Here is a 22,270-nt window from a genome sequence, read left to right on the forward strand (position 1 = left end):
CAGCCGTGGGCTGACGCGATCCGGCCGGGCGGACGCCGCCATGTGACGTACGGCGGCCCGCCACCCACCCGGGGTGACGGGCCGCGCGTCCGTGCCGGGGCGCCCGCGGGGTCCGCTACAGGGTCTTGCCCGACGCCGGTCCCACGACCAGGTCGTCGCCGAAGCGGTCGACGCGGACCGTGTCGCCGTCCTTGATCTCGCCGGAGAGGATCTCCCGGGCGAGCCGGTCGCCGATCGCGGTCTGCACGAGGCGGCGCAGCGGGCGGGCGCCGTAGGCCGGATCCATGCCCTCGTCCGCCAGCCAGGCCAGGGCCTCGTCGGTGATCTCCAGGGTGAGGCGGCGCTCGGCGAGGCGCCGGGCGAGCGCGTCGGTCTGGAGCCGCGCGATCCGGCTCAGCTCGTCCTTGCTCAGGGCCGAGAAGACCACGAGGTCGTCGAGCCGGTTGAGGAACTCCGGCTTGAACGACGTCCGGACCACCTCCAGGACCTGCTCCTTCTTCTCCGCCTCCCCGGTCAGCGGGTCGACCAGGTACTGGCTGCCCAGGTTGGAGGTCAGCACCAGGATGGTGTTGCGGAAGTCGACGGTGCGGCCCTGCCCGTCGGTGAGGCGCCCGTCGTCCAGCACCTGGAGCAGGATGTCGAAGACCTCGGGGTGCGCCTTCTCCACCTCGTCCAGCAGCACCACGGAGTACGGCCGCCGCCGCACGGCCTCGGTGAGCTGGCCGCCCTCCTCGTAGCCGACGTAGCCGGGCGGGGCGCCGACCAGTCGGGCGACGCTGTGCTTCTCGCTGTACTCCGACATGTCGATGCGGACCATGGCCCGCTCGTCGTCGAAGAGGAAGTCGGCGAGCGCCTTGGCCAGTTCGGTCTTGCCGACACCGGTCGGGCCGAGGAAGAGGAACGAACCGGTCGGCCGGTCCGGGTCGGCGATGCCCGCGCGCGAGCGCCGTACCGCGTCGGACACGGCCCGCACGGCCTCGGTCTGCCCGATGAGCCGCTTGCCCAGCTCGTCCTCCATGCGCAGCAGCTTCTGCGTCTCGCCCTCCAGCAGACGCCCGGCGGGGATGCCGGTCCAGGAGGCGACGACGTCCGCGATGTCGTCGGCGCCGACCTCCTCCTTGACCATGGTGTCCCTGGCCACCTCCTCCTCGGCCTCGGAGGCGGCCTCCAGGTCGCGCTCCAGGGCCGGGATCTCGCCGTACAGCAGCTTGGAGGCGGTGTCGAAGTCGCCGTCGCGCTGAGCGCGTTCGGCCTGCCCGCGCAGTTCGTCGAGCTTCTCCTTCAGCTCACCGACCCGGTTGAGGGACTGCTTCTCCTTCTCCCAGCGGGCGGTGAGGCCGCGCAGCTCCTCCTCCTTGTCGGCGAGGTCGCGGCGCAGCCGCTCCAGCCGCTCCAGCGAGGCCGCGTCGGTCTCCCTGCCGATCGCCAGCTCCTCCATCTTCAACCGGTCGACGGCGCGCTGGAGTTCGTCGATCTCGACGGGCGACGAGTCGATCTCCATGCGCAGCCGGGACGCGGCCTCGTCGACGAGGTCGATGGCCTTGTCGGGCAGGAAGCGGGAGGTGATGTACCGGTCGGACAGCGTCGCGGCGGCCACCAGGGCGCTGTCCGCGATCTGCACCTTGTGGTGGGCCTCGTAGCGGCCCTTGAGCCCGCGCAGGATCGCGATGGAGTCCTCGACGGTCGGCTCGGCGACCAGCACCTGCTGGAAGCGCCGCTCCAGCGCCGGGTCCTTCTCAATCCGCTCCCGGTACTCGTCCAGCGTGGTCGCGCCGACCATGCGCAGCTCGCCGCGCGCCAGCATCGGCTTGAGCATGTTCCCGGCGTCCATGGCGGAGTCGCCGCCGGCGCCGGCCCCCACGACGGTGTGCAGCTCGTCGATGAAGGTGATGATCTGCCCGTCGGAGTCCTTGATCTCGGCGAGGACCGTCTTCAGCCGCTCCTCGAACTCGCCCCGGTACTTGGCGCCGGCGACCATCGCGCCCAGGTCCAGCGCGACCAGCCGCTTGCCCTTCAGCGACTCGGGCACGTCGCCCTTGACGATCCGCTGGGCGAGCCCCTCGACGACGGCGGTCTTGCCGACGCCGGGCTCACCGATGAGGACGGGGTTGTTCTTGGTGCGGCGGGACAGCACCTGCACGACCCGCCGGATCTCCTGGTCCCGCCCGATGACGGGATCGAGCCTGCCCTCGCGCGCGGCGGCGGTGAGGTCGGTGCCGAACTTCTCCAGCGCCTTGTACTGGCCCTCGGGATCGGCGGTGGTCACCCTGCGCCCTCCCCTCGCCCTGCGGAAGGCCTCCTGCAGCTTCTTCGCACTGGCGCCCTGCCCCTCCAGCACCTCACCGGCCGCGCCGCCCTTCGCGGCGATGCCGAGGAGCAGGTGCTCGGTGGAGAGGTACTCGTCCCCGAGCTCCTTGGCGCGCGCCTGGGCGTCGGCGACCACGGCGAGCATCTCACGGTTCGGCTGCGGCGGCGCGACCGTCGACCCGGTCACGCTGGGCAGCCCGGAGAGGATGCGCTCGGCGCCGGAACGCACGGCCGCGAGGTCGGCCTCGACGGCGGCGAGCAGGTCGGTGATGTTCTCGTTGTCCTGTCCCTGGAGCAGAGCCAGGAGCAGGTGGGCGGGGGTGAGGTCGGGGTGTCCCTCGGTCACGGCCCGGTTGCTGGCCGCGTTGATCGCGTCCCGGCTCCGGTTGGTCAGCTCGGCGTCCACGTTCTGGCTTCCCTCCTAGCGTCGGCCGACGGCGTCCGGCCGCGTCTCCCAGTGCTGACTCAGTCAACGTGCACAAAGTTGAGTCTATTCCACTCAAGGAGGAAGCGGCGGTCCGGCGTCTCCCGGAAGCCTTCCCGCCGGAGGGGAGAACCGGCACCCGCCGGGAACATCCGCGCACACGACAGCGGCGTCACCGTGTTCAGGTCACGGTGACGCCGCTGCCGGGGGGAAGTACCTGAGCGATCTTCTACACCGGGGGAATCGCGTCAGGCACTGCGGGGGGTGGCCGAGATGGTCCTCACTTCGGGGGCCTCCGGCCGGTCGAGCCGGTGGTCCCTCTGGTCCAGGTTCACAAAGATCATTCCGTACCGGACGGCACACCGCACGGGCCGCGGCGCCCCCCGAGGCCGCCGCAGGCACCGGTACGCCCGCACGTCGCCGTCCTCGTCCAGCGTGACGACCACCGGCTCGCCGAAGACCGTCACCATCAGGGAGTCACCGGGATGCGGGATCGCGGTGACCAGATCGATGAAGTGCCAGCCGGAGCGGTAGGCGGTAGCCATCTCACGGCGGAACGAACGGTCGTCGGGTGGAGTGGACATCGCTATCAGTCCCACACACTGTCGGCAGGCAGAGTCACCGGCTCACCACCCGGGCCCGCGACCGCCACTGAGTGAACACCACTCGTCTCGTGCTCACCGCTCTTCACGCCGAGGCCAGCCAGCACACCGCAGGCCACGACGGCGGAGAAGGCAGTTACAAGCACCGAGCGAAGCATTCTCGTACGCATAGTCGGCTTCGTCCTCACTTGATGGTCCCCTCATTCCCCCGTCGGGTAAGACGATGGCTCATTCAGGCACGTCATGGCCACACAATCGGTGCATCATGTTCCTGCATGTTCAGGACCCTGGGGGGTGGAGTTTTAGTGGCAAAGCGGACTAAGAGGGAGCATCCCCATACGGGAACCGAGTTGTGCCCCGACGGGAGCCGTCTTTACGCGCACGCCCTCAGGACCGGACGCATACCGAGGGCCGACATCGAGGCAGCTCCGTGCCTGATGGACCTCGCTCTGCTCCACCCCGACCCCGACGACGCCACATGGCTGCGCCCGGTCCCGCCGTCGATCGCGCTTGCCCAACGACTCAATCCCATCGAACGTGAGATCACCGAGCAGCGACGGCTGTCGATCGCGCTTGCCGAGCTCTTCGAACCGTTCATGGACATCAGCACCCAGGAAACGAGCCCTGCCCACTCCATCACGGTGCTGGAAGGCCTCGACCGGATCAACGCGGCACTCGACCTGGCGACGGCACAGTGTCAGATCGAGATGCTGACGATCCAGCCCAGCGGTCATCGCCGGCCCGAGAACCGACTGCTGGAGGGACTCGAACGCGACAAGCCCCTGATCGAGCGAGGCGTACGGATCCGAACCCTCTACCAGCACACCGCCCGGTTCAGCCCGGACAGACTCGCATACGCGGACCAGTTCACCGACGGCAAGGTGGAGTACCGCACCATCGACGAACTCGTGGAACGTCTCATCATCTGCGATGAGACCGTCGCGTTCATCCCCGTCCGCGAAGACCGGCAGGTCGCACTGGAGCTGCGCCATCCCGGCCTCGTCCGTTACCTGGTGAGAGTCTTCGAGTTCATCTGGAACCGAGCGGTCCCTCTCACCGCCGGAGCTCCCTACGAAACGGCCCCCGACGGCATCACCGACATCCAGCACTCCATCGCCAAGCTCCTGGTCGAGGGTCACGTGGACGAGGCCATCGCCCGCCGCCTGGGGATGAACGTCCGCACCTGCCGCGCCCACATAGCGAAACTGGCCACCGCCCTCGGAAGCGGCAGCCGCGCGCAACTGGGCTACCTCATAGCCCAGTCGGGGATCCTCGAACAGAGCCAGCAGACCCCCGCGCGAGAGGGCCGCCCGTGACGGACGACCGACAGGCGCCGGCCACGTCCCACGCCCCGCATACCGCGCACGGACCGGAGGACCTCTGCGCCACGGGCACGGAACTGTACGTACGCGCTCTGCGGGAGGGCCGTCTGCGTACGGCGGAGACCCGTCCGGCACCCTGCCTGACCGCCTACGGGCTGCTGCGGCCCGCCCTCGACGACCTGGACTGCCTGGAGCCGGTGGCGCCCGCCCTGGCCCTGCACAGGCTGCTCCGCTCCTCCGCGGAGCGCGTCGCCGACGAGCACCGGCGTTCGGAACGCCTGGCCGAGAGCTTCGCACCCCTGATGCGCGCGGGCGAACAGCACGGCACACCGTCGGCCGACCCCCTGATCACCGTCCACAGCGAGAAGGAGCACATCAGCCGCGTCCTCGACGAGGCCATGGCCGAGGCCACCGAGATCCTGACGATCCAGCCGCACAACAGCTACGCGCCCTCCGGTGCCCACCACATGGAAGCCGCCCTGAGACGCGACCAGGCCCTGCTGGACCGAGGCGGCCGCATCCGCGCCCTCTACCAGCACACCCTGCGGCACGCGCCGCCGGTCGTCGCCCGCTACGAACGGCTCCGCGGCGACGTCCAGGCCCGCTCCCTGGACGAGGTCACCGACCGGCTCATCCTCATCGACCGCACGGTGGCCTTCGTCCCCGCCAACGAGGACCGCAGCCTGGCACTGGAGATCCGCCAGCCCGCCCTCGTCGCCTACCTCACCACCGCCTTCGACCGCTTCTGGCGCCTGGCCACCCCCATGCACCCCCGGGCGGAGCAGCAGCCCACCCTCAACGGCGTCACCCCCCGCCAGCGGGCGATCGCCGCCCTGCTCGTCGAAGGGCACACCGACTCCGCGATCGCCGACCGGCTCGGCATGAACGTCCGCACCGTCCGCGTCCACATCGCCAAACTCGCCGCCACCCTCGGCAGCGAGAGCAGGGCGCAGCTCGGCTACCTCATCGGGCGGTCGGGGATCCTCGACCGGGAACGCTGACCGCGGCACGCGGCGAACCGTCCAGGCCGGCCTGGGCGATGCGCACCCCCAGCTGGGTCCGGCTGGTCGCGCCCAGGGTCTCCGAGAGGCGGGCGATGTGGGCGCGGGCCGTACGGACGCTGATGCCCAGCCGTTCCGCGATCGCCGCGTCCTGGTGGCCCTCCGCCAGCAGCGCGGCGATGGCCCGCTCACGGTGGGAGACGCCCTCGACCCCCGTGTCGGGCAGCGGGGCCGTCAGCGGGATCGCCAGGCGCCACAGGCGTTCGAAGACCGTGATCAGGTAGGTGATCAGCGCGGGGTGGCGCAGCTCCAGGGCCATCGTGTGTTCGGGGTTGGCCGGGATGAAGGCCACCGTGCGGTCGAAGAGGATGAGCCGGTCGACGACCTCGTCGAGGGTACGGGCCTGGACCGCGTCCCCCATGAGCTCCAGATAGGTGAGCAGCCCCTGCCCGTGCCGGGCGACGTGGGTGTACAGGTCCCGCATCCGCACCCCGCGCCCGCGCAGCGCCAGCGCCCGGTGCAGCCCCTCCGCCAGCTCGTGCTCACGCCGGATGCCGCCGGGCTGGACGGTGAGGACCTCCGTCGTGCACGCCTGCGTCGCCTCGTCCATCGCGGCCTGGATACGGGCCAGTCCGTCGAGGACCCGGATCGCCGTGCCCTCCGTGCCGGCCGGGTCCCGGACCCGGTCGCCGAGTCCCGCGTACCGCGCGAACGCCTCCACCGCCGAGCCCACCCGCCGCTGACTGGCGCTCACCTCGTCGTACACGCCCCGCAGCAGCCGCGTCATGACCTCCTGCGGGGAGGCGGGCACCAGCCAGTCCATGTCGTCCGGGTCGGGGTGCAGCAGGGCCAGTTCCAGCAGGCAGGGCACCGGCCCGGCGTCCGCGCGCGGCACCCGGCCGTGCCGTACGGCCCGGGAGTACAAGCGGTCCCCGGCCGCGCACAGCCGGTCGGCACCGTGCGGATGTTCCTGAGACCCGTGCCCGGCCATCGCCCATCCCACCCCCGGTTCCGGCTCTGTCCGCGACGCAACTATGCGCGGCCCGCACCGGGTCCGCAACACGGCTGTGCGCCGGACGGCAGCCGGAGAGCCCCGGCCCGGACCCTCGCGCCCGGACCGGGGCCGTGAGCTACGTCAGCCCGATCTTCGCGCAGTCGGCGGCGAACTCGGCCGTGCAGATCTCGGAGATCTTGTAGAAGCCGTCCGCCACGACGGTCTCCTCGATGGTCTCCTTCGTCAGCGCCACCACCGGCACCAGCTTGGCGGGGATGTCCTTCAGGGTGGGGCTGTCGACCCTGTCGCGGGTGAGCGAGTCGAACTGGATGTCCCGGCCCTGAACACGCGCCACGGCCATCTCCGCGGCCGCCTCCGCCTCCTGCGGGTAGGACTTGTAGACGCTCATGTACTGCTCGCCGGCGACGATCCGCTGGACCGCCGAGAGTTCCGCGTCCTGGCCGGTGATCGGCGGCAGGTCGGTGACGCCCGCCGCCTCCAGGGCGTCGATGACGCCGCCCGCCATGCCGTCGTTGGCGGAGTACACACCGGCGATGTTCTTCGCGCCGATCTCCTCGATCGCCTCGGCCATGTTCGCCTCGGCGTTCTCCGGCTTCCAGTCCTCGGTGTCGAAGGACCGCGCGATCGTCACCTTGCCGGACAGCTCGGACAGCGCGCCCGCCTTGAACTGCTTGGCGTTCGGGTCGGTGGGCGACCCGTTCATCATGACGATCCTGTCGGACGCGGTCGTCCCGTCGCCGAGCGCCTCGATCAGGGAGCGGCCCTGGACCTCGCCGACCAGCTCGTTGTCGAAGGAGACGTAGGCGTCGATCGGGCCCTCGGCCAGCCGGTCGTAGGCGACGACGGGGATGCCGGCGTCCTTGGCTTTCCGCACGCCGTCCGCGATGGAGCGCGCGTCGACGGCGTCCAGGACGATCACGTCGACCTTGTCGTCGATCATCCGCTGCAGCTGCTCGGCCTGCTTCGAGGCGTCCGCCTCCGCGTTGGCGTACTCGACCTTGCCCTGTTTGCGGGTGAGTTCGGCGACCTTCGCCACGAAGTGCGGGCGGTCGAACTGCTCGTACCGCGTGTTCTCCTTCTCCGGAAGCAGCAGACCCACGGTGATGTCGTCGCCCTTGGACGGGCTCGCGCCGTCGCTGTGGCTCGCGGTGTCTGTTCCGCAGGCGGCCAGCGGAACGATCAGCGTGGTCGCCACCACGGACAGGGCGATACGACGTATGCAGGAACTCACTTGTGGTGCCTTCCGGACGCGGGGGCCACATTGCAACCCAGGTGACTGAAAAGCCAACGCGGCGGCGTCCCCACCGTCAAGCGGAATCACTTAACGAGATGACAACACCACGCTCCGCGGCCGTACCGGAGACGGAGCGGAATCGTCCGCCGGACCCGCACACACCCTCCACCCGGCGGCCACGCGTCCCCCCTACGCCCCCCCCACGCCCCCTATGCGCTCCCACGCGAAGGGACCCGGAGGTTCAGGACGAACCTCCGGGCCCCTTCACATCGCCGACGAGCCGGGCCGGCGCCCGGTCAGTCGGGCAGTTGCTGCTGCCGCTTGGGCCGCCAGACCACCAGCGCGCTGGTCTGCTGCACCTCCTGGTACGGCACCAGGTCACGGCGGTACGAGGCGTGCACCGCCGCCTCCCGCTGCCGCATCGCCGTCGCCGCGCCGTCCAGCGCGTCCGACAGCTCCGCTATGCGGGCCTGCAGCGCGGCGACCTGGTTCTCCAGTTCGATGATGCGCTTGATGCCGGCCAGGTTGATGCCCTCTTCCTGCGACAACTGCTGCACCTGGCGGAGCAGTTCGATGTCGCGGGCCGAGTAGCGCCGGCCGCGCCCGGCCGTGCGGTCCGGGGAGACCAGGCCGAGGCGGTCGTACTGGCGCAGGGTCTGCGGGTGCAGACCGGAGAGCTGGGCCGCGACCGAGATGACGTAGACCGGGGTGTCCTCGGTCAGCTCATACGGTGAGAAACCCCCGCGCTGGCGGGGACGACGGCCGTCCATCTCGATCAAGCTCCCTTCGCGGCCTGGAACAGCTCCGCCCGCGGATCCTCGTCCGCGGTCGCCTCGCGATACGCCTCGAGCGCGTCACGAGCCTTCCCCGACAGGTCCTTCGGAACACTCACCTCCACGGTGACCAGGAGGTCGCCGCGGGTGCCGTCCTTGCGGACCGCGCCCTTGCCCCGGGCGCGCATGGTGCGCCCGCCCGGCGTGCCCGCCGGCAGCTTGAGCGTGACGGGCGGCCCGCCCAGGGTCGGGACGCGGACCTCGCCGCCGAGGGCCGCCTCGGCGAAGGTGACCGGGACGGTGACGGTGAGGTTGTCGCCCCGCCGTCCGAAGACGGGGTGCTCCTTGACGTGGACGACCACGTACAGGTCGCCCGCCGGGCCGCCCCGCTCGCCGGGCGCGCCCTTGCCGCGCAGCCGGATGCGCTGCCCGTCCGACACCCCGGCCGGGATGCGGACCTGCATCGTCCGCGAGGACTTGGCGCGTCCGGAGCCCTTGCAGACCTCGCAGGGGTTCTCCGAGATCAGGCCACGGCCCTTGCAGTCCGGGCAGGGATCGGTCAGCGAGAAACCGCCGCCGGAGCCCCGGGCGACCTGCCCGGTGCCGACGCAGGTCGGGCACACACGCGGTGTGCCGTTCTTGTCGCCGGTGCCCGAACAGGCCTTGCAGGGCTGCTGGCTGGACATCCGCAGCGGGACCGTCGCGCCCTCGATGGCCTCCGTGAAGCTGAGGGTCACCTCGGACTCGACGTCCTGGCCGCGCCGCGGCTGGGTCCGCGTGCCGGCGCCGGGACCACCGGCGCCGGTGCGGTTGAACAGGCCCCCGAAGACGTCACCGAGCCCGCCGCCGAAGCCGCCGGCCCCGCCCTGGGCGCCTCCGAAGAGGTCGCCCAGGTCGAAGTTGAAGGTGCCGCCGCCCGCGCCCGGCCCCGGGCGGAAGCCGCCGTTGCCGAAGAGCGCGCGGGCGTCGTCGTACTCCTTGCGCTTCTTGGGGTCGCCGAGGACGTCGTTCGCCTCGGAGATCTCCTTGAAGCGCTCCTCGGCCCTGGCGTTGCCCTTGTTGGCGTCCGGGTGGAACTCGCGGGCGAGCTTCCGGTACGCCTTCTTGATCTCGGCCTCGGTGGCGTCCTTGGGGACGCCGAGGACCTTGTAGTAGTCCTTCTCGATGAAGTCCTTGGTACTCATCCCCGACGTCCCTCCTCTCCTGCGTGTGCGTACGTCGTGACGTCAGCCCTCCTCCGGGCCACCGTTGTCCTTCTCGTCGGCCGCCTCGGCCGGTTCCTCGGCCTGGACGGTCTGCGCCCCCGGCTGCGGCTCGGCCACCGCCACCCGCGCGGGGCGGACGGTGCGCTCGCCGATGCGGTACCCGGGCTGCAGGATCGCCACGCACGTCGTCTCGGTGACGTCCGGTGCGTAGGAGTGCATCAGGGCCTCGTGGATCGTCGGGTCGAAGGGCTCGCCCTCCTTGCCGAACTGCTGCAGACCCAGCTTGGCCACGGTGCTCTCCAGCGACTCCGCGACGGACTTGAACCCGCCGACGAGCTCGCCGTGCTCCCGGGCGCGGCCGATGTCGTCGAGGACGGGAAGCAGCTCGGTCAGGAGGTTCGCGACGGCGACCTCCTTGACCGCGGCGCGGTCCCGCTCGACCCGGCGACGGTAGTTCTGGTACTCGGCCTGGAGGCGCTGGAGGTCCGCCGTGCGCTCGTCGAGCGCCTTGCGTGCCTGATCCAGCTGGGCCACCAGGCCCGCGTTCTCACTCGCGTCCCCGGCCGGGGCCGCCTCCTCCTCGGAGGCGGCCGTCGGTTCGGCGGCGTCAGGGGCGGCGCCAGAGGGGACGTCGGGCTTCTCCTCGAAGCCCGGGGTCTCCTCGGTCACGCCGCACCGTCCTTGCGCTCGTCGTCCACGATCTCGGCGTCGACGACGTCGTCGTCGGCACCCTTGTCACCCGCGCCGGCGCCCGGGGCCTCGCCGCCGGCGGCCTGCGCGCCCTGGGCGTCGGCGTACATGGCCTGGCCCAGCTTCTGCGAGACGGCGGCGACCTTCTCCGTGGCGGTGCGGATCTCGGCGGTGTCCTCGCCCTTGAGCTTCTCCTTCAGCTCGGCGACGGCGGCCTCGACCTCGGTCTTGACCTCGCCCGGGACCTTGTCCTCGTTGTCCTTGAGGAACTTCTCCGTCTGGTAGACGAGCTGCTCGCCCTGGTTGCGGGACTCGGCGGCCTCGCGGCGCTTGTGGTCCTCCTCCGCGTAGCGCTCGGCCTCCTCGCGCATGCGGTCGACCTCGTCCTTCGGCAGCGAGGAGCCGCCGGTGACGGTCATCTTCTGCTCCTTGCCCGTGCCCAGGTCCTTCGCGGTCACGTGCATGATGCCGTTGGCGTCGATGTCGAAGGAGACCTCGATCTGCGGGACGCCGCGGGGCGCCGGGGGCAGACCGGTCAGCTCGAACATCCCGAGCTTCTTGTTGTACGCCGCGATCTCGCGCTCGCCCTGGTAGACCTGGATCTGCACGGACGGCTGGTTGTCCTCGGCGGTGGTGAAGATCTCGGACCGCTTGGTCGGGATCGTCGTGTTCCGCTCGATCAGCTTGGTCATGATGCCGCCCTTGGTCTCGATGCCGAGGGACAGCGGGGTGACGTCGAGGAGCAGGACGTCCTTGACCTCGCCCTTGAGGACACCGGCCTGGAGCGCGGCACCGATCGAGACGACCTCGTCCGGGTTGACGCCCTTGTTGGCCTCCTTGCCGCCGGTCAGCTCCTTGACGAGCTCGGCGACGGCGGGCATGCGGGTGGAGCCGCCGACGAGGACGACGTGGTCGATCTCGTTGACGGAGATGCCGGCGTCCTTGATGACGTTGTGGAACGGCGTCTTGCAGCGCTCCAGCAGGTCGGCGGTCAGCTGCTGGAACTGGGCGCGGGTGAGCTTCTCGTCCAGGTGCAGCGGGCCCTCGGCGGAGGCCGTGATGTAGGGCAGGTTGATCGTCGTCTCGGTGGACGAGGACAGCTCGATCTTCGCCTTCTCGGCGGCCTCGCGCAGGCGCTGCAGCGCCATCTTGTCCTTGGCCAGGTCCACGCCGTGGCCGGACTGGAACTGCTTGACCAGGTAGTCGACGACGCGCTGGTCCCAGTCGTCACCACCGAGGTTGTTGTCACCGTTGGTGGCCTTCACCTCGACGACGCCGTCGCCGATCTCCAGCAGCGAGACGTCGAAGGTGCCGCCACCGAGGTCGAAGACCAGGATGACCTGCTCGTCCTTGTCGAGGCCGTACGCCAGCGCGGCGGCCGTCGGCTCGTTGACGATGCGCAGGACGTTCAGACCGGCGATCTCACCGGCCTCCTTGGTGGCCTGGCGCTCGGCGTCGTTGAAGTACGCCGGGACGGTGATGACCGCGTCGGTGACCTTCTCGCCCAGGTAGGCCTCGGCGTCCCGCTTCAGCTTCTGCAGCACGAAGGCGCTGATCTGCTGCGGGTTGAAGTCCTTGCCGTCCAGGTTGATCTTCCAGTCGGTGCCCATGTGGCGCTTGACCGACCGGATGGTCCTGTCGACGTTCGTGACCGCCTGACGCTTGGCCACCTCGCCGACCAGCACCTCACCGTTCTTGGCGAAGGCGACGACGGACGGCGTGGTCCTGGCGCCCTCGGCGTTGGTGATGACGGTGGGCTCGCCGCCCTCCAGAACGCTGACGACGGAGTTAGTCGTGCCCAGGTCGATGCCGACCGCACGTGCCATGGTGATTTCCTCCAGCTGACTTGAGTGGAACAGGCTCAAGTGTGCCCGACGGCCACCGTCGGGTCAACAGACCTGAGCCAGCCAGACTCAACTCTTATCCGCTCCTTACACGCAACGGCGCGCTGACCTGCGCTTCTCCCGAACGACCGACCCGATGATCCGGAAAATCCACCTCTCGGACGGGTGCGGGCGGACACCTCGGGCGGCGCGACGAGGGAGCGGCGGAGAGGAGGAGGACGGCCGCGGCGGCGACCCCGTGGGGCACGGACATAAACTGGGCCCGAATAAACCGGATATCACGAAATGCGAAGAACGGCCCACCCGGACCGGCGTGGCGACGGCACACCCCCTTCCCCGGCGGTCAGGGTGGCCTCAGCGACGCAGATCACCGCCCCTCTGGCTACAGTGCGACCGGAGATACGGGTAGTCTCGGACGGACTGGGTAAGTTACCGCTTAGTAATGTCCGGCATCGCTCAGCTGAACCGCTGCAGATTGCCTCGCAGGCCCGAGGAGCCCCCATGCAACTCGCCGCGATCATCGTGTCGCTGGTGCTGACCGTGGTCGGCGTTGCGCTGCTTGCGCGCGCCATCGGTCAGTTCGTCCGGTACTTCAAACTGGGCCAGCCCGTACCCGCAGGCACCCGCACCGACAATCCGTACCAGCGCAGCGTGACGCTGGTGAAGGAGTTCCTCGGGCACACCCGCATGAACCGGTGGGGCATCGTCGGCATCGCCCACTGGTTCGTGGCGATCGGCTTCCTGACCCTGCCGCCGACGATCGTCACCGCCTACGGCCAGCTCTTCCAGGCCGACTGGACGCTCCCGGTCCTCGGGGGCTTCCTGCCGTACGAGCTGTACATCGAGTTCATCAGCGCGATGACGACCCTCGGCATCCTCGTCCTGATGGTCGTCCGCCTGCTGAGCCTGCCCTCGCGGCCGGGCCGCAAGTCCCGGTTCACGGGCTCGAAGATGGGCCAGGCCTACTTCGTCGAGTACGTCATCCTCACCATCGGCCTCGCTATCTACGTGCTGCGCGGCCTGGAGGGTGCCCTGCACCACGTGGACCACTACGAGGCCGCGTACTTCGCCTCGTACCCGCTGGTCCTGGCCTTCAAGGGCCTGAGCGTGACGGCGCTGCAGAACCTGGTCTACCTCTTCGCCATGATCAAGCTGGGCACGACCATGATCTGGATGATCACGGTCAGCCTGAACACGAACATGGGGGTGGCCTGGCACCGCTTCCTGGCGTTCCCGAACATCTGGTTCAAGCGCAACGCCACCGGCGAGACCGCGCTCGGCGCCCTTCAGCCGATGACCTCGGGCGGCAAGCCGATCGACTTCGCCGACCCCGGCGACGACGACGTCTTCGGCGTCTCCCAGGTCGAGCAGTTCTCCTGGAAGGGCCTGCTGGACTTCTCCACCTGCACCGAGTGCGGCCGCTGCCAGTCGCAGTGCCCCGCGTGGAACACCGGCAAGCCGCTCTCCCCCAAGCTCCTGATCATGTCCCTGCGCGACCACGCGCACGCCAAGGCCCCCTACCTGCTGGCCGGCGGCGGCAAGACCATGGAGGGCGAGGAGAAGGCGTCCGAGGAGCAGCTGAAGGACGTCCCGGCGGCGGCCCTCGCCGAGGCCGAGCGCCCGCTGATCGGGACCCTCGAGGAGAACGGCGTCATCGACCCGGACGTCCTGTGGTCCTGCACCACCTGCGGCGCCTGCGTCGAGCAGTGCCCGGTCGACATCGAGCACGTCGACCACATCGTCGACATGCGCCGCTACCAGGTCATGATCGAGTCGGCGTTCCCGTCCGAGGCGGGCACGATGCTCAAGAACCTGGAGAAGAAGGGCAACCCCTGGGGCCTGGCCAAGAAGCAGCGCCTGGAGTGGCTCAAGGAGGTCGACTTCGAGGTCCCGGTCGTCGGCAAGGACATCGAGGACCTCACCGAGGTCGAGTACCTGTACTGGGTCGGCTGCGCCGGCGCCCTGGAGGACCGCGCCAAGAAGACCACCAAGGCCTTCGCCGAGCTGCTGCACATCGCGGGCGTCAAGTTCGCGATCATGGGCGGCGACGAGAAGTGCACCGGTGACTCCGCCCGCCGCCTCGGCAACGAGCCCCTCTTCCAGGAGCTCGGCATGGAGAACGTCATGTCCCTCAACGCCGCCTTCGGCGAGGAGATGGACGACGACGGCAAGGTCACGCCCGAGTCGAAGAAGCCGAAGTCGGCCAAGAAGATCGTCGCGACCTGCCCGCACTGCCTCAACACCCTCGGCAACGAGTACCCGCAGCTCGGCGGCGACTACGAGGTCATCCACCACACCCAGCTGCTCCAGCACCTCGTCGACGAGGGCAAGCTGATCCCGGTGACCCCGGTCGAGGGCATCATCACCTACCACGACCCGTGCTACCTGGGCCGGCACAACAAGATCTACACGCCCCCGCGCGAGATCATCGCCGCCGTCCCCGGCGTCCGGAACGAGGAGATGCACCGCCACAAGGAACGCGGCTTCTGCTGCGGCGCCGGCGGCGCCCGGATGTGGATGGAGGAGCGGATCGGCAAGCGCATCAACAACGAGCGCGTCGACGAGGCCCTCTCCGTCAACCCGGACATCGTCTCCACCGCCTGCCCGTTCTGCCTCGTCATGCTGACCGACTCGGTCAACGGCAAGAAGAACGACGGCAAGGCCAAGGAGTCCATCCAGGTCGTCGACGTCGCCCAGCTCCTGCTGGACTCCGTCAGGACCCCGGCCGACCCGGCCGGCGAGGCGGAGCCCGAGAGCACGCCGGAGCCCGAGCCGGTGAAGTGACCCACGGCCACGACGGCCGCCACGGCACGGCCGACGCCCCCGGATCCACCAGGACCCGGGGGCGTCGCCGTACCCGCCCCCGAGAACACTCGGGGGGCACCCGTAGGGGATGTCACAGCTCGGCCGCAAAGGGCCCTTCGAGAGCCAGGGCCCCGCACACCGTTCTCCGGGACCAGGTACGTTCGAAGGCGTGGCTGGATTCAGGATCGGACGCGGCCGGGACAACGGCGCTCCTCACGCGCGACCGCAACACCCTCCGTACGGACAGCAGGCGCCGCAGGGACCGCCGTACGGCACTCCCGCGGCGCCTCGGCAGCCGTACCCGCAGCCCCCTTACCCGCAGCAGCAGTACGGGCACGGCGGCCCCGCCGGCGGCCGGTGGCCGCAGCCGAACGGCGGGCACGGCGAACCGGGCGGGCACGGCGAACCGGAGTACTTCGGCGACGGCGGCCACCCGCACCACCCCCACGGCGCCCAGGCCCCGTACGACCCGTACGCGGCCGACAATCCGGGCCACACCCAGGCGTTCGCGATCGGCGAGGACCCCTACACCCAGGGCGAGACCTACCGCGCCGGCTCGGCGGCCCCGCCCCCCGGCCCGGTCGGCCCCCGCCTGCATTGGAAGGCCCTGCTGAAGGGCATCGTCACCGCCCCCGACCGGACCTTCCTCCAGATGCGGGACTACACGATGTGGGGCCCCGCCCTCGTCGTCACCTTCCTCTACGGCCTGCTGGCGGTCTTCGGCTTCGACGGCGCCCGCCAGGAAGCGATCAACGCGACCCTCTCGAACGCCGTCCCGATCGTGCTGACCACGGCCGTCGCCATGGTGCTGAGCGCCTTCGTGCTGGGCGTGGTCACCCACACCCTGGCCCGTCAGCTCGGCGGCGACGGCGCCTGGCAGCCCACGGTCGGCCTGTCCATGCTGATCATGTCGCTCACGGACGCCCCCCGTCTGATCGTCGCCATGTTCGCCGGCGGCGACGCCCCCTTCGTGCAGATCCTGGGCTGGGCCACCTGGGTCGCGGCGGGCGCCCTGTTCACCCTGATGGTCTCCCGCTCCCACGACCTGCCCTGGCCGAAGGCGCTCGGCGCGTCCGCGATCCAGCTGATCGCCCTGCTGTCGATCGTGAAGCTCGGCACCTTCTGACACACCCACCGCACGCGGTGAGGGCCCCCGGCATTCCCGCCGGGGGCCCTCACCGCGTTCCGCGCGCCGCTCAGGCGTCGAGCACCTGCCCGTCGCGCTTCACGACGGGCTCCTGGACGCTCCACGGGAAGTTGATCCAGTCGTCGGTCCGCTTCCACACGTACTCGCACTTGACGAGCGAGTGGGACTTCTCGTAGATCACCGCGCTGCGGACCTCGGCGACCGTGTCCAGGCAGAAGTCGCGCACCAGCTTCAGCGTCTTGCCGGTGTCGGCGACGTCGTCGGTGATGAGCACCTTCTTGTCGGAGAAGTCGATGACGTTCGGCACCGGCGCGAGCATGACCGGCATCTCGAGCGTGGTCCCGACGCCGGTGTAGAACTCGACGTTCACCAGGTGGATGTTCTTGCAGTCCAGCGCGTACGCCAGCCCGCCCGCCACGAAGACCCCGCCGCGGGCGATGCTCAGCACGATGTCGGGTTCGTACCCGTCGTCGGCGACGGCCTGTGCGAGCTCGCGGACGGCGACGCCGAACTGCTCGTAGGTCAGGTTCTCCCGTACATCACTCATGCGCGCGTCCTGCTCATACCTGGGTCCGATGGAAGTTGATGAAGGACCGGGAGGCGGTCGGCCCCCGCTGCCCCTGGTACCGCGACCCGTACCGCTCGCTCCCGTACGGATGCTCGGCCGGCGACGAGAGCCGGAACATGCACAGCTGCCCGATCTTCATCCCCGGCCACAGCTTGATCGGCAGGGTCGCGAGATTGCTGAGCTCGAGCGTCACGTGCCCCGAGAAGCCGGGGTCGATGAAACCGGCGGTGGAGTGCGTGACCAGACCGAGCCGGCCGAGCGAGCTCTTGCCCTCCAGCCGCGAGGCCAGGTCGTCGGGCAGCGAGACCACCTCGTACGTGCTGGCCAGCACGAACTCGCCGGGGTGCAGGATGAACGGTTCGTCCCCCTCCGGCTCCACGAGCCGGGTCAGATCCGCCTGCTCGACGGAGGGGTCGATGTGCGGGTACCGGTGATTCTCGAACACCCGGAAGTAGCGGTCGAGGCGCACGTCGATGCTCGACGGCTGCACCATGGAGTCGTCGAAGGGATCGATGCGCACCCGCCCGGATTCGATCTCGGCCCGGATGTCCTTGTCAGAGAGAAGCACGCACCGAGGATACGCAAGGCGCGCGGAGCGGCGACAACCGCCGCCGCGCCGCGCGCCCGGTCCTGCCTGTGGCTCCGCGCCCGAAGGCCGCCCGCTACCGCTTCTGCAGGGTCACCGGCACGGCACTCCGCAGCCGCGCGCACCGCGGACATCGGACGAGCCGGCCGGGGCCGAGTCGCTCGGCCTGCTGCATCGGGAACGAGGCGGCGGTGAACACGTGCCCATCGGCACAGCGGACGACGGTGCGCTCCATCAAGTCCTTCAAGTCCCTTCCCCAAGAGCCGCGTCTGGCTTTCTGCCCTGACGACGAAAGCCACATTACGGGATCAAAGAGACGACCCTCCAGACGGCACTCCGCCCTCGGGGACGCCCTCCCGGACGTTCCCCCGAGCACCCCCGAGCACCCTCCGGGCGTCTCCGGAAACCCCTCCGAGGCACCCTCCGGGCGGCCCCCACCGTACGCCCCGACGCCACCTCTCCGCAGCCTTGTCCGCCCTTCCCCTGAAGCGCCGTCAGGCCCCACGATGTGAACACCGGGGGCCTGCGATGAGGTAGAGTGAGCGAGCGTCCAGGCACCGACTCCGTCGGCGTCTTGCGCGGGTGTAGTTTAATGGTAGAACATCAGCTTCCCAAGCTGAGAGCGCGAGTTCGATTCTCGTCACCCGCTCCACAACGAAGGCCCAGGTCCGAGACCTGGGCCTTTGCGGTGTGTGTAGTGCCGCCCTCGCAGGGTTGCATCTGACGGCCGGCTCCCGCCGGTGTTCGAGACCGCCCGGCCCACGCCGCATCGACAGTTCCCACGACGGAGCCAGAGAGGGTCCTTGTGAGGTGGACCCCGAGAGCCATGTCGGACCGTGTGGTCATGAGCAGGAGTCTGTCGCACGGGCCTGACACGTCGTCCGACGGAGTTTCTGTTGGCTGCGCGGTAATGGTGACCCAGTGCCGGCATGCTCCGCATCAGTCTCCGGCTGTTCGGACGTGGCCCATCCGCTGAACTGCCGGCGGGGCCGCACTCCACGGTTTCGAGATCTCACCGCAGGGCTCCCAGCCGTACCGCCGCATGTACTGAGCCTCCTCCATGCGGCCGGCCGCCTCCAGCAGTTCGGCGTACTGACGCCAGGCGTACGGGCCACCGGTCCGCGAGGCGCGGCGGAGCCAGACGAGCGCCTCGTCCGTGCGACCCGCGATGCGGAGCAGCTCGGCCACGGCGGACCGCTGGTCCGGGTAGTCCTTCTCGCCGTGACGGTCCGCGCACGACTTCAGCCAGTCGAAGGTCTCGTCCGGCCCCTCGGCTTCCGTCATCAGGCGAGCGATCTGCGGGAAGACCTCCGGATCACCTCCTTCCGCCGCACGCCGGTACCAGGCGAGGGCCTCCGAGGGTCTCCCCAGCTGCTCGTGCAGGGCGGCGACATGCGCCACCGCGTCCCGTCGACCGGCGTCGGCCTCTTTCCGGTACAGCACGAGTGCTTCCGCCAGGCGGCCCTGCTGCCTGAGCGCCTCTGGCGTGTCCGCGTCCTTCTCCCGAAGGCCACCCTTGGCGAGTTCCTCCGCGGAATCCAGCAGTGCGGTCAACTCGCGCCGCACCGCGTCGTCCTGGCCCTCCTCATCGACAAGGCTCCGCAATCGGCTTCGAAGGAGGGCGTCCATGGCCAGGTGCCGGAACAACGCGTGCTCTGCCCAAGGGACACCGCCACTGTCCGTTCTGCCTTCCTCCGCCGCACGGGGCAGCAGCCACGCCAGGACGGTGAGGCCACTGTCACCGCGCTCCCGCATCACGGCGGCCGTCTCCACCACCGCGTACCCACCACTTGCCTCGGCCTCTTGCCGAAGGTGGACGAGTGCTTCCTCCGTCCGCCCCGCCTGCTGCAGCAGGTGAGCCAGCTCTCCACGTCCGCCGTGCACGCCGGCATCGGCCGCGCGTCTGAGGCAGTCCTCTGCCTCCAGGAGCTCTCCGGCCCTGCGCAGAAGCATGCCGGCGCAGAGCCAGCCGTGACTTCCTCCCGCTTCGGCGGCTTTCCTGTGCCAGGCCACCGCGACGTCCGGCCGGGCCGCCTCCATGAGCCCGGCCACCCGGTCCATGGCCTCGACGTTTCCGGCTTCCGCGAGAGGCAGGCACCACAGCAGTGCCTCGTCCGGTTTCCCCTCTTCCTCCAAGAGCCGAGCCGCTGCCACGGCAGCACCCGGCACCCCCGCTTCCACCCCTGCCGCGAGCAGACGCAGGGCGATCCTCAGGTGCCCCCTGTCCCTGGCCGCCTCGGCCAACGCGATGAGGGAATCCCGCGCGGCGTGGTCCGCCAGCGCGTCCCACAGCCCCGCCGGCGGTGCCTTGGTGCGCCTTTCCTTCCTGCCGTGCTGATCCAGGTAGTCCGCGAGTCGGATGTCGTCGGTGAGGACACGAGGCCCGCCCGGCTCACGGAAGGTGACGGGCGTGAGAGGGCCCCGAGTTCCACGCCTCGGCTCGCTGAGTTCCGCGAGCGCGTGCTCGATGTCACCGTCCGCCACCAAGTCGTACTGGTCGGCGGAGAGGTAGTGGTGGATCGACGCTTCCAGGAGGATGCGCGGAAGGGGTATGTCGTGCCCGAGACGGCGGACGTCCATGGCCGACTCGATCAGTCTCGGCAAGGGAGAGCGTCGAGGCGACCGAGGTCTCCGAGCCACCCCGGCGCGTGGGAGTCAGTACGCTGAGTGCAGCGGGATCGGGCCCGCCGCACAGTGTCCAGGAGGCGTGTCATGACTGCCGAGATGGTGGCCCCGGCGTGGATGCACCAGCAGATCACGGCCGAGGAGTACGAGGCGTGGTCCGAGGAGCAGTGCGCCGGCATCGAGATCGTGGACGGAATGGTCGTTGTGAGCCCCAGCGCCTCCAAGCGGCACAATCGGCTGGCCCGACTCCTGGCGAACGCCCTGGACGCCGCAGCCGGCCCCGACTGGAACGCCGACACGGACTTCGACGTCCGGCTTCAGGACGTCCCGCTGACCAATCGCCGCCCCGACGTCATCGTCTACCGTGCGGACACGATCGACATCACGCCCACCCGTCCGGAGCACGTACTGCTGGTGGCCGAGGTGGTGTCGCCGGGCTCGGAGACCACCGACCGGATCGTGAAGGTGGACCAGTACGCCAAGGCCGGGATCGGCTTCTACTGGCGGATCGAGCAGGCCGTGACGGGCACACCGCTGGTGTATACGTACCTGCTCGATCCCGCGACGAGGACGTACCGCGAAGGGGACGTGTTCGCCGGCGTCCTGAAGATCACCGCCCCCTTCGCAGCGGAGATCGACCTCGGCCAGATCTGAACCGTTCGCAGGGCAGGCAGAAGGGCTGCTCAGCCTGCAGCGGTGTGCCCGGCAGGCTCCTGCGGGTCATGTGCGAAAGCAACCGTGGCTCCCTCGGGCGAGCAGAGGCCGGAGGCGTGGACCCCACGCGGACACCGCCGCACCTCCGGCCGGAGGCTTCACCGTGCCGTGCCCACCGCGTGCCCTTCAGAGCGGACAGCTACGGTCAACAGGAGCACGTACCGAAGACGCACACCATCATTGTTGAGCGCTTACCCGCAGGTCAGCGCGAGGTCGACCGCCCGAGCGCCGTCGCTTCCCAAGCTGGGAGCGCGAGTTCGATTCTCGTCACCCGCTCCATACTGAAGGCCCAGGTCAATGACCTGGGCCTTCAGTCGTTTCCCGACCACGCCATGCCAGGCCGCTCAGCAGGTGCCCTACGCCCTCTCTCTTCTGGCCCCGGTGTCAGACGTATGGGGCAGGCTGATCCAGGCACAGACACCGGCCCCTCACCCGCGGGACCGACGAGGATTCCTTCCGGAGGGGGCGGCATGCCGGAGGTCTCGAAGGGGCGGCGTGTGGGGCAAGCTGCCGTGAATGCGTCGCGCACCCTGCTCGAAGAGCACGACCACATCGTTCAAGAGATATCCGGGCAGAATGACTTCGGGGAAGACTTCTACGTCACCTTCACCGACGACGGTCATCTCACGAGCGACACGATCAAGATCCAGGTCAAGGGCGGGAGCAGCTGGCGCCGGGGCAACGGCTACGCGGTGCCTGACGACCAGCACGGTGACACCTGGACGGACGGAAACGTTCCTGTCTCCTGCGTGGTGTACGACCCGGACACCAGACGACTGCACTGTGCCGTTCTTCGTCGCCCAAGTCCGCCGCTACGTCGGACGCTACCGGGGCCGTCAGGCGGTTCTGACCCACCTGAGCGAGATGTCCGGAGCCCCTGCTGTGCTCCGAGGTGGCGCCGCCGGGAGGTGGAGACGGAGATGGCAGCGGTTCCGGTAGTCACTGGGGCGACCCCGACTTGTCAACCGCCGAGGAACTGGAGCTGGACCGTGCCGAGATCATGTGGGTGGTCTCGTGCTTCGTCTCCAGTCAGGAGGCCGACGAACCCACCGAGTGCGAGGGGTGCCCGACCTGCTGAGACGGCCGATCCAGGCGATGCGCGAGGAAGCCGGACCCGCTCCGGAGATCCTCAGCGAGCTCGGTCCGCTCGAAGCCGATTCAAGCGTCGTGCGCGAAGTGAGCAAGCTGAGCCGGGCCACGGTGACGAAGGCGGCCGGCATCCGGCCGGAGGCATTCAGGCCGGCCGTTCTCCACTTCATCCACTGCGTCTACGTCGGTGGCCCCTCGCTTCCTCTCGACGAGCAGGTCCGCATCGTCTGGCGCGTGCCGGAGCCCGAGTCCATGCCCTTCCAGAGGGTGCGGAACAGTGGGGACTCCGCTGCTCGGGCGTAACACGCCCCTGCCCGCT

18 protein-coding genes, 1 tRNA gene and 1 pseudogene are annotated in these 22,270 nt (G+C 69.7%); 8 read left to right on the top strand and 12 right to left on the bottom strand.

Translation table 11 applies throughout. The annotated features are described in order from the left end of the window. Positions 1–115: 115 nt before the first annotated feature. Both clpB and ACFYOJ_RS08725 read right to left on the bottom strand, forming a co-directional pair. On the bottom strand, positions 116–2,713 hold the full coding sequence (gene clpB, locus ACFYOJ_RS08720) for an ATP-dependent chaperone ClpB (protein WP_356558474.1): 2,598 nt from the start codon (positions 2,711–2,713) through the stop codon (positions 116–118). A 266-nt stretch (positions 2,714–2,979) separates the two neighbouring features. Next, on the bottom strand, positions 2,980–3,315 hold the full coding sequence (locus tag ACFYOJ_RS08725; protein WP_356558473.1) for a hypothetical protein: 336 nt from the start codon (positions 3,313–3,315) through the stop codon (positions 2,980–2,982). Positions 3,316–3,608: 293 nt separating this feature from the next. Here ACFYOJ_RS08725 and ACFYOJ_RS08730 point away from each other — a divergent pair, with 293 nt between their 5' ends. Together ACFYOJ_RS08730 and ACFYOJ_RS08735 are read left to right on the top strand one after the other, a co-directional pair. Further along, on the top strand, positions 3,609–4,649 hold the full coding sequence (locus ACFYOJ_RS08730) for a helix-turn-helix transcriptional regulator (protein WP_356558472.1): 1,041 nt from the start codon (positions 3,609–3,611) through the stop codon (positions 4,647–4,649). Then, entirely contained in the window at positions 4,646–5,656 is a 1,011-nt protein-coding gene (locus ACFYOJ_RS08735; RefSeq protein WP_356558471.1) for a helix-turn-helix transcriptional regulator, read from the top strand. The genes ACFYOJ_RS08730 and ACFYOJ_RS08735 overlap by 4 nt, the downstream gene beginning before the upstream one ends. Here ACFYOJ_RS08735 and ACFYOJ_RS08740 read toward each other — a convergent pair. From ACFYOJ_RS08740 to dnaK, 6 genes are all read right to left on the bottom strand, one after another. Then, a complete protein-coding gene (locus ACFYOJ_RS08740) occupies positions 5,619–6,647 on the bottom strand; it encodes a helix-turn-helix transcriptional regulator (RefSeq protein ID WP_356558470.1) in 1,029 nt (342 codons plus the stop codon). The two genes, ACFYOJ_RS08735 and ACFYOJ_RS08740, sit on opposite strands and share 38 nt — an antisense overlap. A gap of 139 nt (positions 6,648–6,786) precedes the next feature. Further along, positions 6,787–7,902 carry a substrate-binding domain-containing protein gene (locus tag ACFYOJ_RS08745; protein WP_356558469.1) on the bottom strand — a complete coding sequence of 372 codons (1,116 nt, stop codon included), beginning with the start codon at positions 7,900–7,902 and terminating at the stop codon, positions 6,787–6,789. A gap of 299 nt (positions 7,903–8,201) precedes the next feature. Continuing rightward, positions 8,202–8,675 (bottom strand): heat shock protein transcriptional repressor HspR, encoded by a 474-nt coding sequence (locus ACFYOJ_RS08750; protein WP_356558468.1) that lies wholly within the window; start codon positions 8,673–8,675, stop codon positions 8,202–8,204. A gap of 5 nt (positions 8,676–8,680) precedes the next feature. Then, complete coding sequence (gene dnaJ / locus ACFYOJ_RS08755) at positions 8,681–9,862, bottom strand: molecular chaperone DnaJ (protein WP_356558467.1); 1,182 nt, start codon at positions 9,860–9,862, stop codon at positions 8,681–8,683. A 42-nt stretch (positions 9,863–9,904) separates the two neighbouring features. After that, positions 9,905–10,552, bottom strand: a complete 648-nt coding sequence (gene grpE / locus ACFYOJ_RS08760) for a nucleotide exchange factor GrpE (protein WP_356558466.1) — start codon at positions 10,550–10,552, stop codon at positions 9,905–9,907. Continuing rightward, positions 10,549–12,399: a molecular chaperone DnaK gene (gene dnaK / locus ACFYOJ_RS08765; RefSeq protein ID WP_356558465.1), complete on the bottom strand. Its 1,851-nt coding sequence runs from the start codon at positions 12,397–12,399 to the stop codon at positions 10,549–10,551. Before dnaK ends, grpE begins: the two co-directional genes overlap by 4 nt. Positions 12,400–12,918: 519 nt before the next feature. Here dnaK and ACFYOJ_RS08770 point away from each other — a divergent pair. Both ACFYOJ_RS08770 and ACFYOJ_RS08775 read left to right on the top strand, forming a co-directional pair. Then, the gene (locus tag ACFYOJ_RS08770) at positions 12,919–15,201 is read left to right on the top strand and encodes a (Fe-S)-binding protein (protein WP_356558464.1); all 2,283 of its coding nucleotides are present in this window, start codon (positions 12,919–12,921) and stop codon (positions 15,199–15,201) included. Positions 15,202–15,310: 109 nt separating this feature from the next. Continuing rightward, complete coding sequence (locus ACFYOJ_RS08775) at positions 15,311–16,348, top strand: Yip1 family protein (RefSeq protein WP_356558463.1); 1,038 nt, start codon at positions 15,311–15,313, stop codon at positions 16,346–16,348. 70 nt (positions 16,349–16,418) lie between these two features. On the opposite strand, the gene ACFYOJ_RS08780 is transcribed toward ACFYOJ_RS08775, so the two are convergent. From ACFYOJ_RS08780 to ACFYOJ_RS08790, 3 genes are all read right to left on the bottom strand, one after another. Continuing rightward, positions 16,419–16,916: a phosphoribosyltransferase gene (locus tag ACFYOJ_RS08780; RefSeq protein WP_356558664.1), complete on the bottom strand. Its 498-nt coding sequence runs from the start codon at positions 16,914–16,916 to the stop codon at positions 16,419–16,421. Between the two features lie 13 nt (positions 16,917–16,929). Then, positions 16,930–17,505 (bottom strand): dCTP deaminase, encoded by a 576-nt coding sequence (gene dcd, locus ACFYOJ_RS08785; protein WP_356558663.1) that lies wholly within the window; start codon positions 17,503–17,505, stop codon positions 16,930–16,932. 94 nt (positions 17,506–17,599) lie between these two features. Continuing rightward, positions 17,600–17,770 (bottom strand): hypothetical protein, encoded by a 171-nt coding sequence (locus tag ACFYOJ_RS08790; protein WP_356558665.1) that lies wholly within the window; start codon positions 17,768–17,770, stop codon positions 17,600–17,602. Between the two features lie 331 nt (positions 17,771–18,101). On the opposite strand from ACFYOJ_RS08790, the gene ACFYOJ_RS08795 reads away from it, so the two are divergent. Then, a tRNA-Gly gene (locus ACFYOJ_RS08795) sits at positions 18,102–18,175 on the top strand. Positions 18,176–18,462: 287 nt separating this feature from the next. On the opposite strand, the gene ACFYOJ_RS08800 is transcribed toward ACFYOJ_RS08795, so the two are convergent. Next, positions 18,463–20,127 (bottom strand): hypothetical protein, encoded by a 1,665-nt coding sequence (locus ACFYOJ_RS08800; protein ID WP_388596388.1) that lies wholly within the window; start codon positions 20,125–20,127, stop codon positions 18,463–18,465. 108 nt (positions 20,128–20,235) lie between these two features. Here ACFYOJ_RS08800 and ACFYOJ_RS08805 point away from each other — a divergent pair, with 108 nt between their 5' ends. From ACFYOJ_RS08805 to ACFYOJ_RS08815, 3 genes and pseudogenes are all read left to right on the top strand, one after another. Continuing rightward, positions 20,236–20,802 (top strand): Uma2 family endonuclease, encoded by a 567-nt coding sequence (locus ACFYOJ_RS08805; RefSeq protein WP_356558661.1) that lies wholly within the window; start codon positions 20,236–20,238, stop codon positions 20,800–20,802. Positions 20,803–21,332: 530 nt separating this feature from the next. Continuing rightward, positions 21,333–21,578, top strand: a pseudogene (locus ACFYOJ_RS08810) (DUF4365 domain-containing protein); the annotation flags it as partial. Positions 21,579–21,924: 346 nt separating this feature from the next. Then, on the top strand, positions 21,925–22,254 hold the full coding sequence (locus tag ACFYOJ_RS08815) for a hypothetical protein (RefSeq protein ID WP_356558660.1): 330 nt from the start codon (positions 21,925–21,927) through the stop codon (positions 22,252–22,254). Positions 22,255–22,270 lie beyond the last annotated feature (16 nt).

The organism is Streptomyces sp. NPDC006384 (assembly GCF_042870695.1).
Lineage (GTDB): Bacteria > Actinomycetota > Actinomycetes > Streptomycetales > Streptomycetaceae > Streptomyces.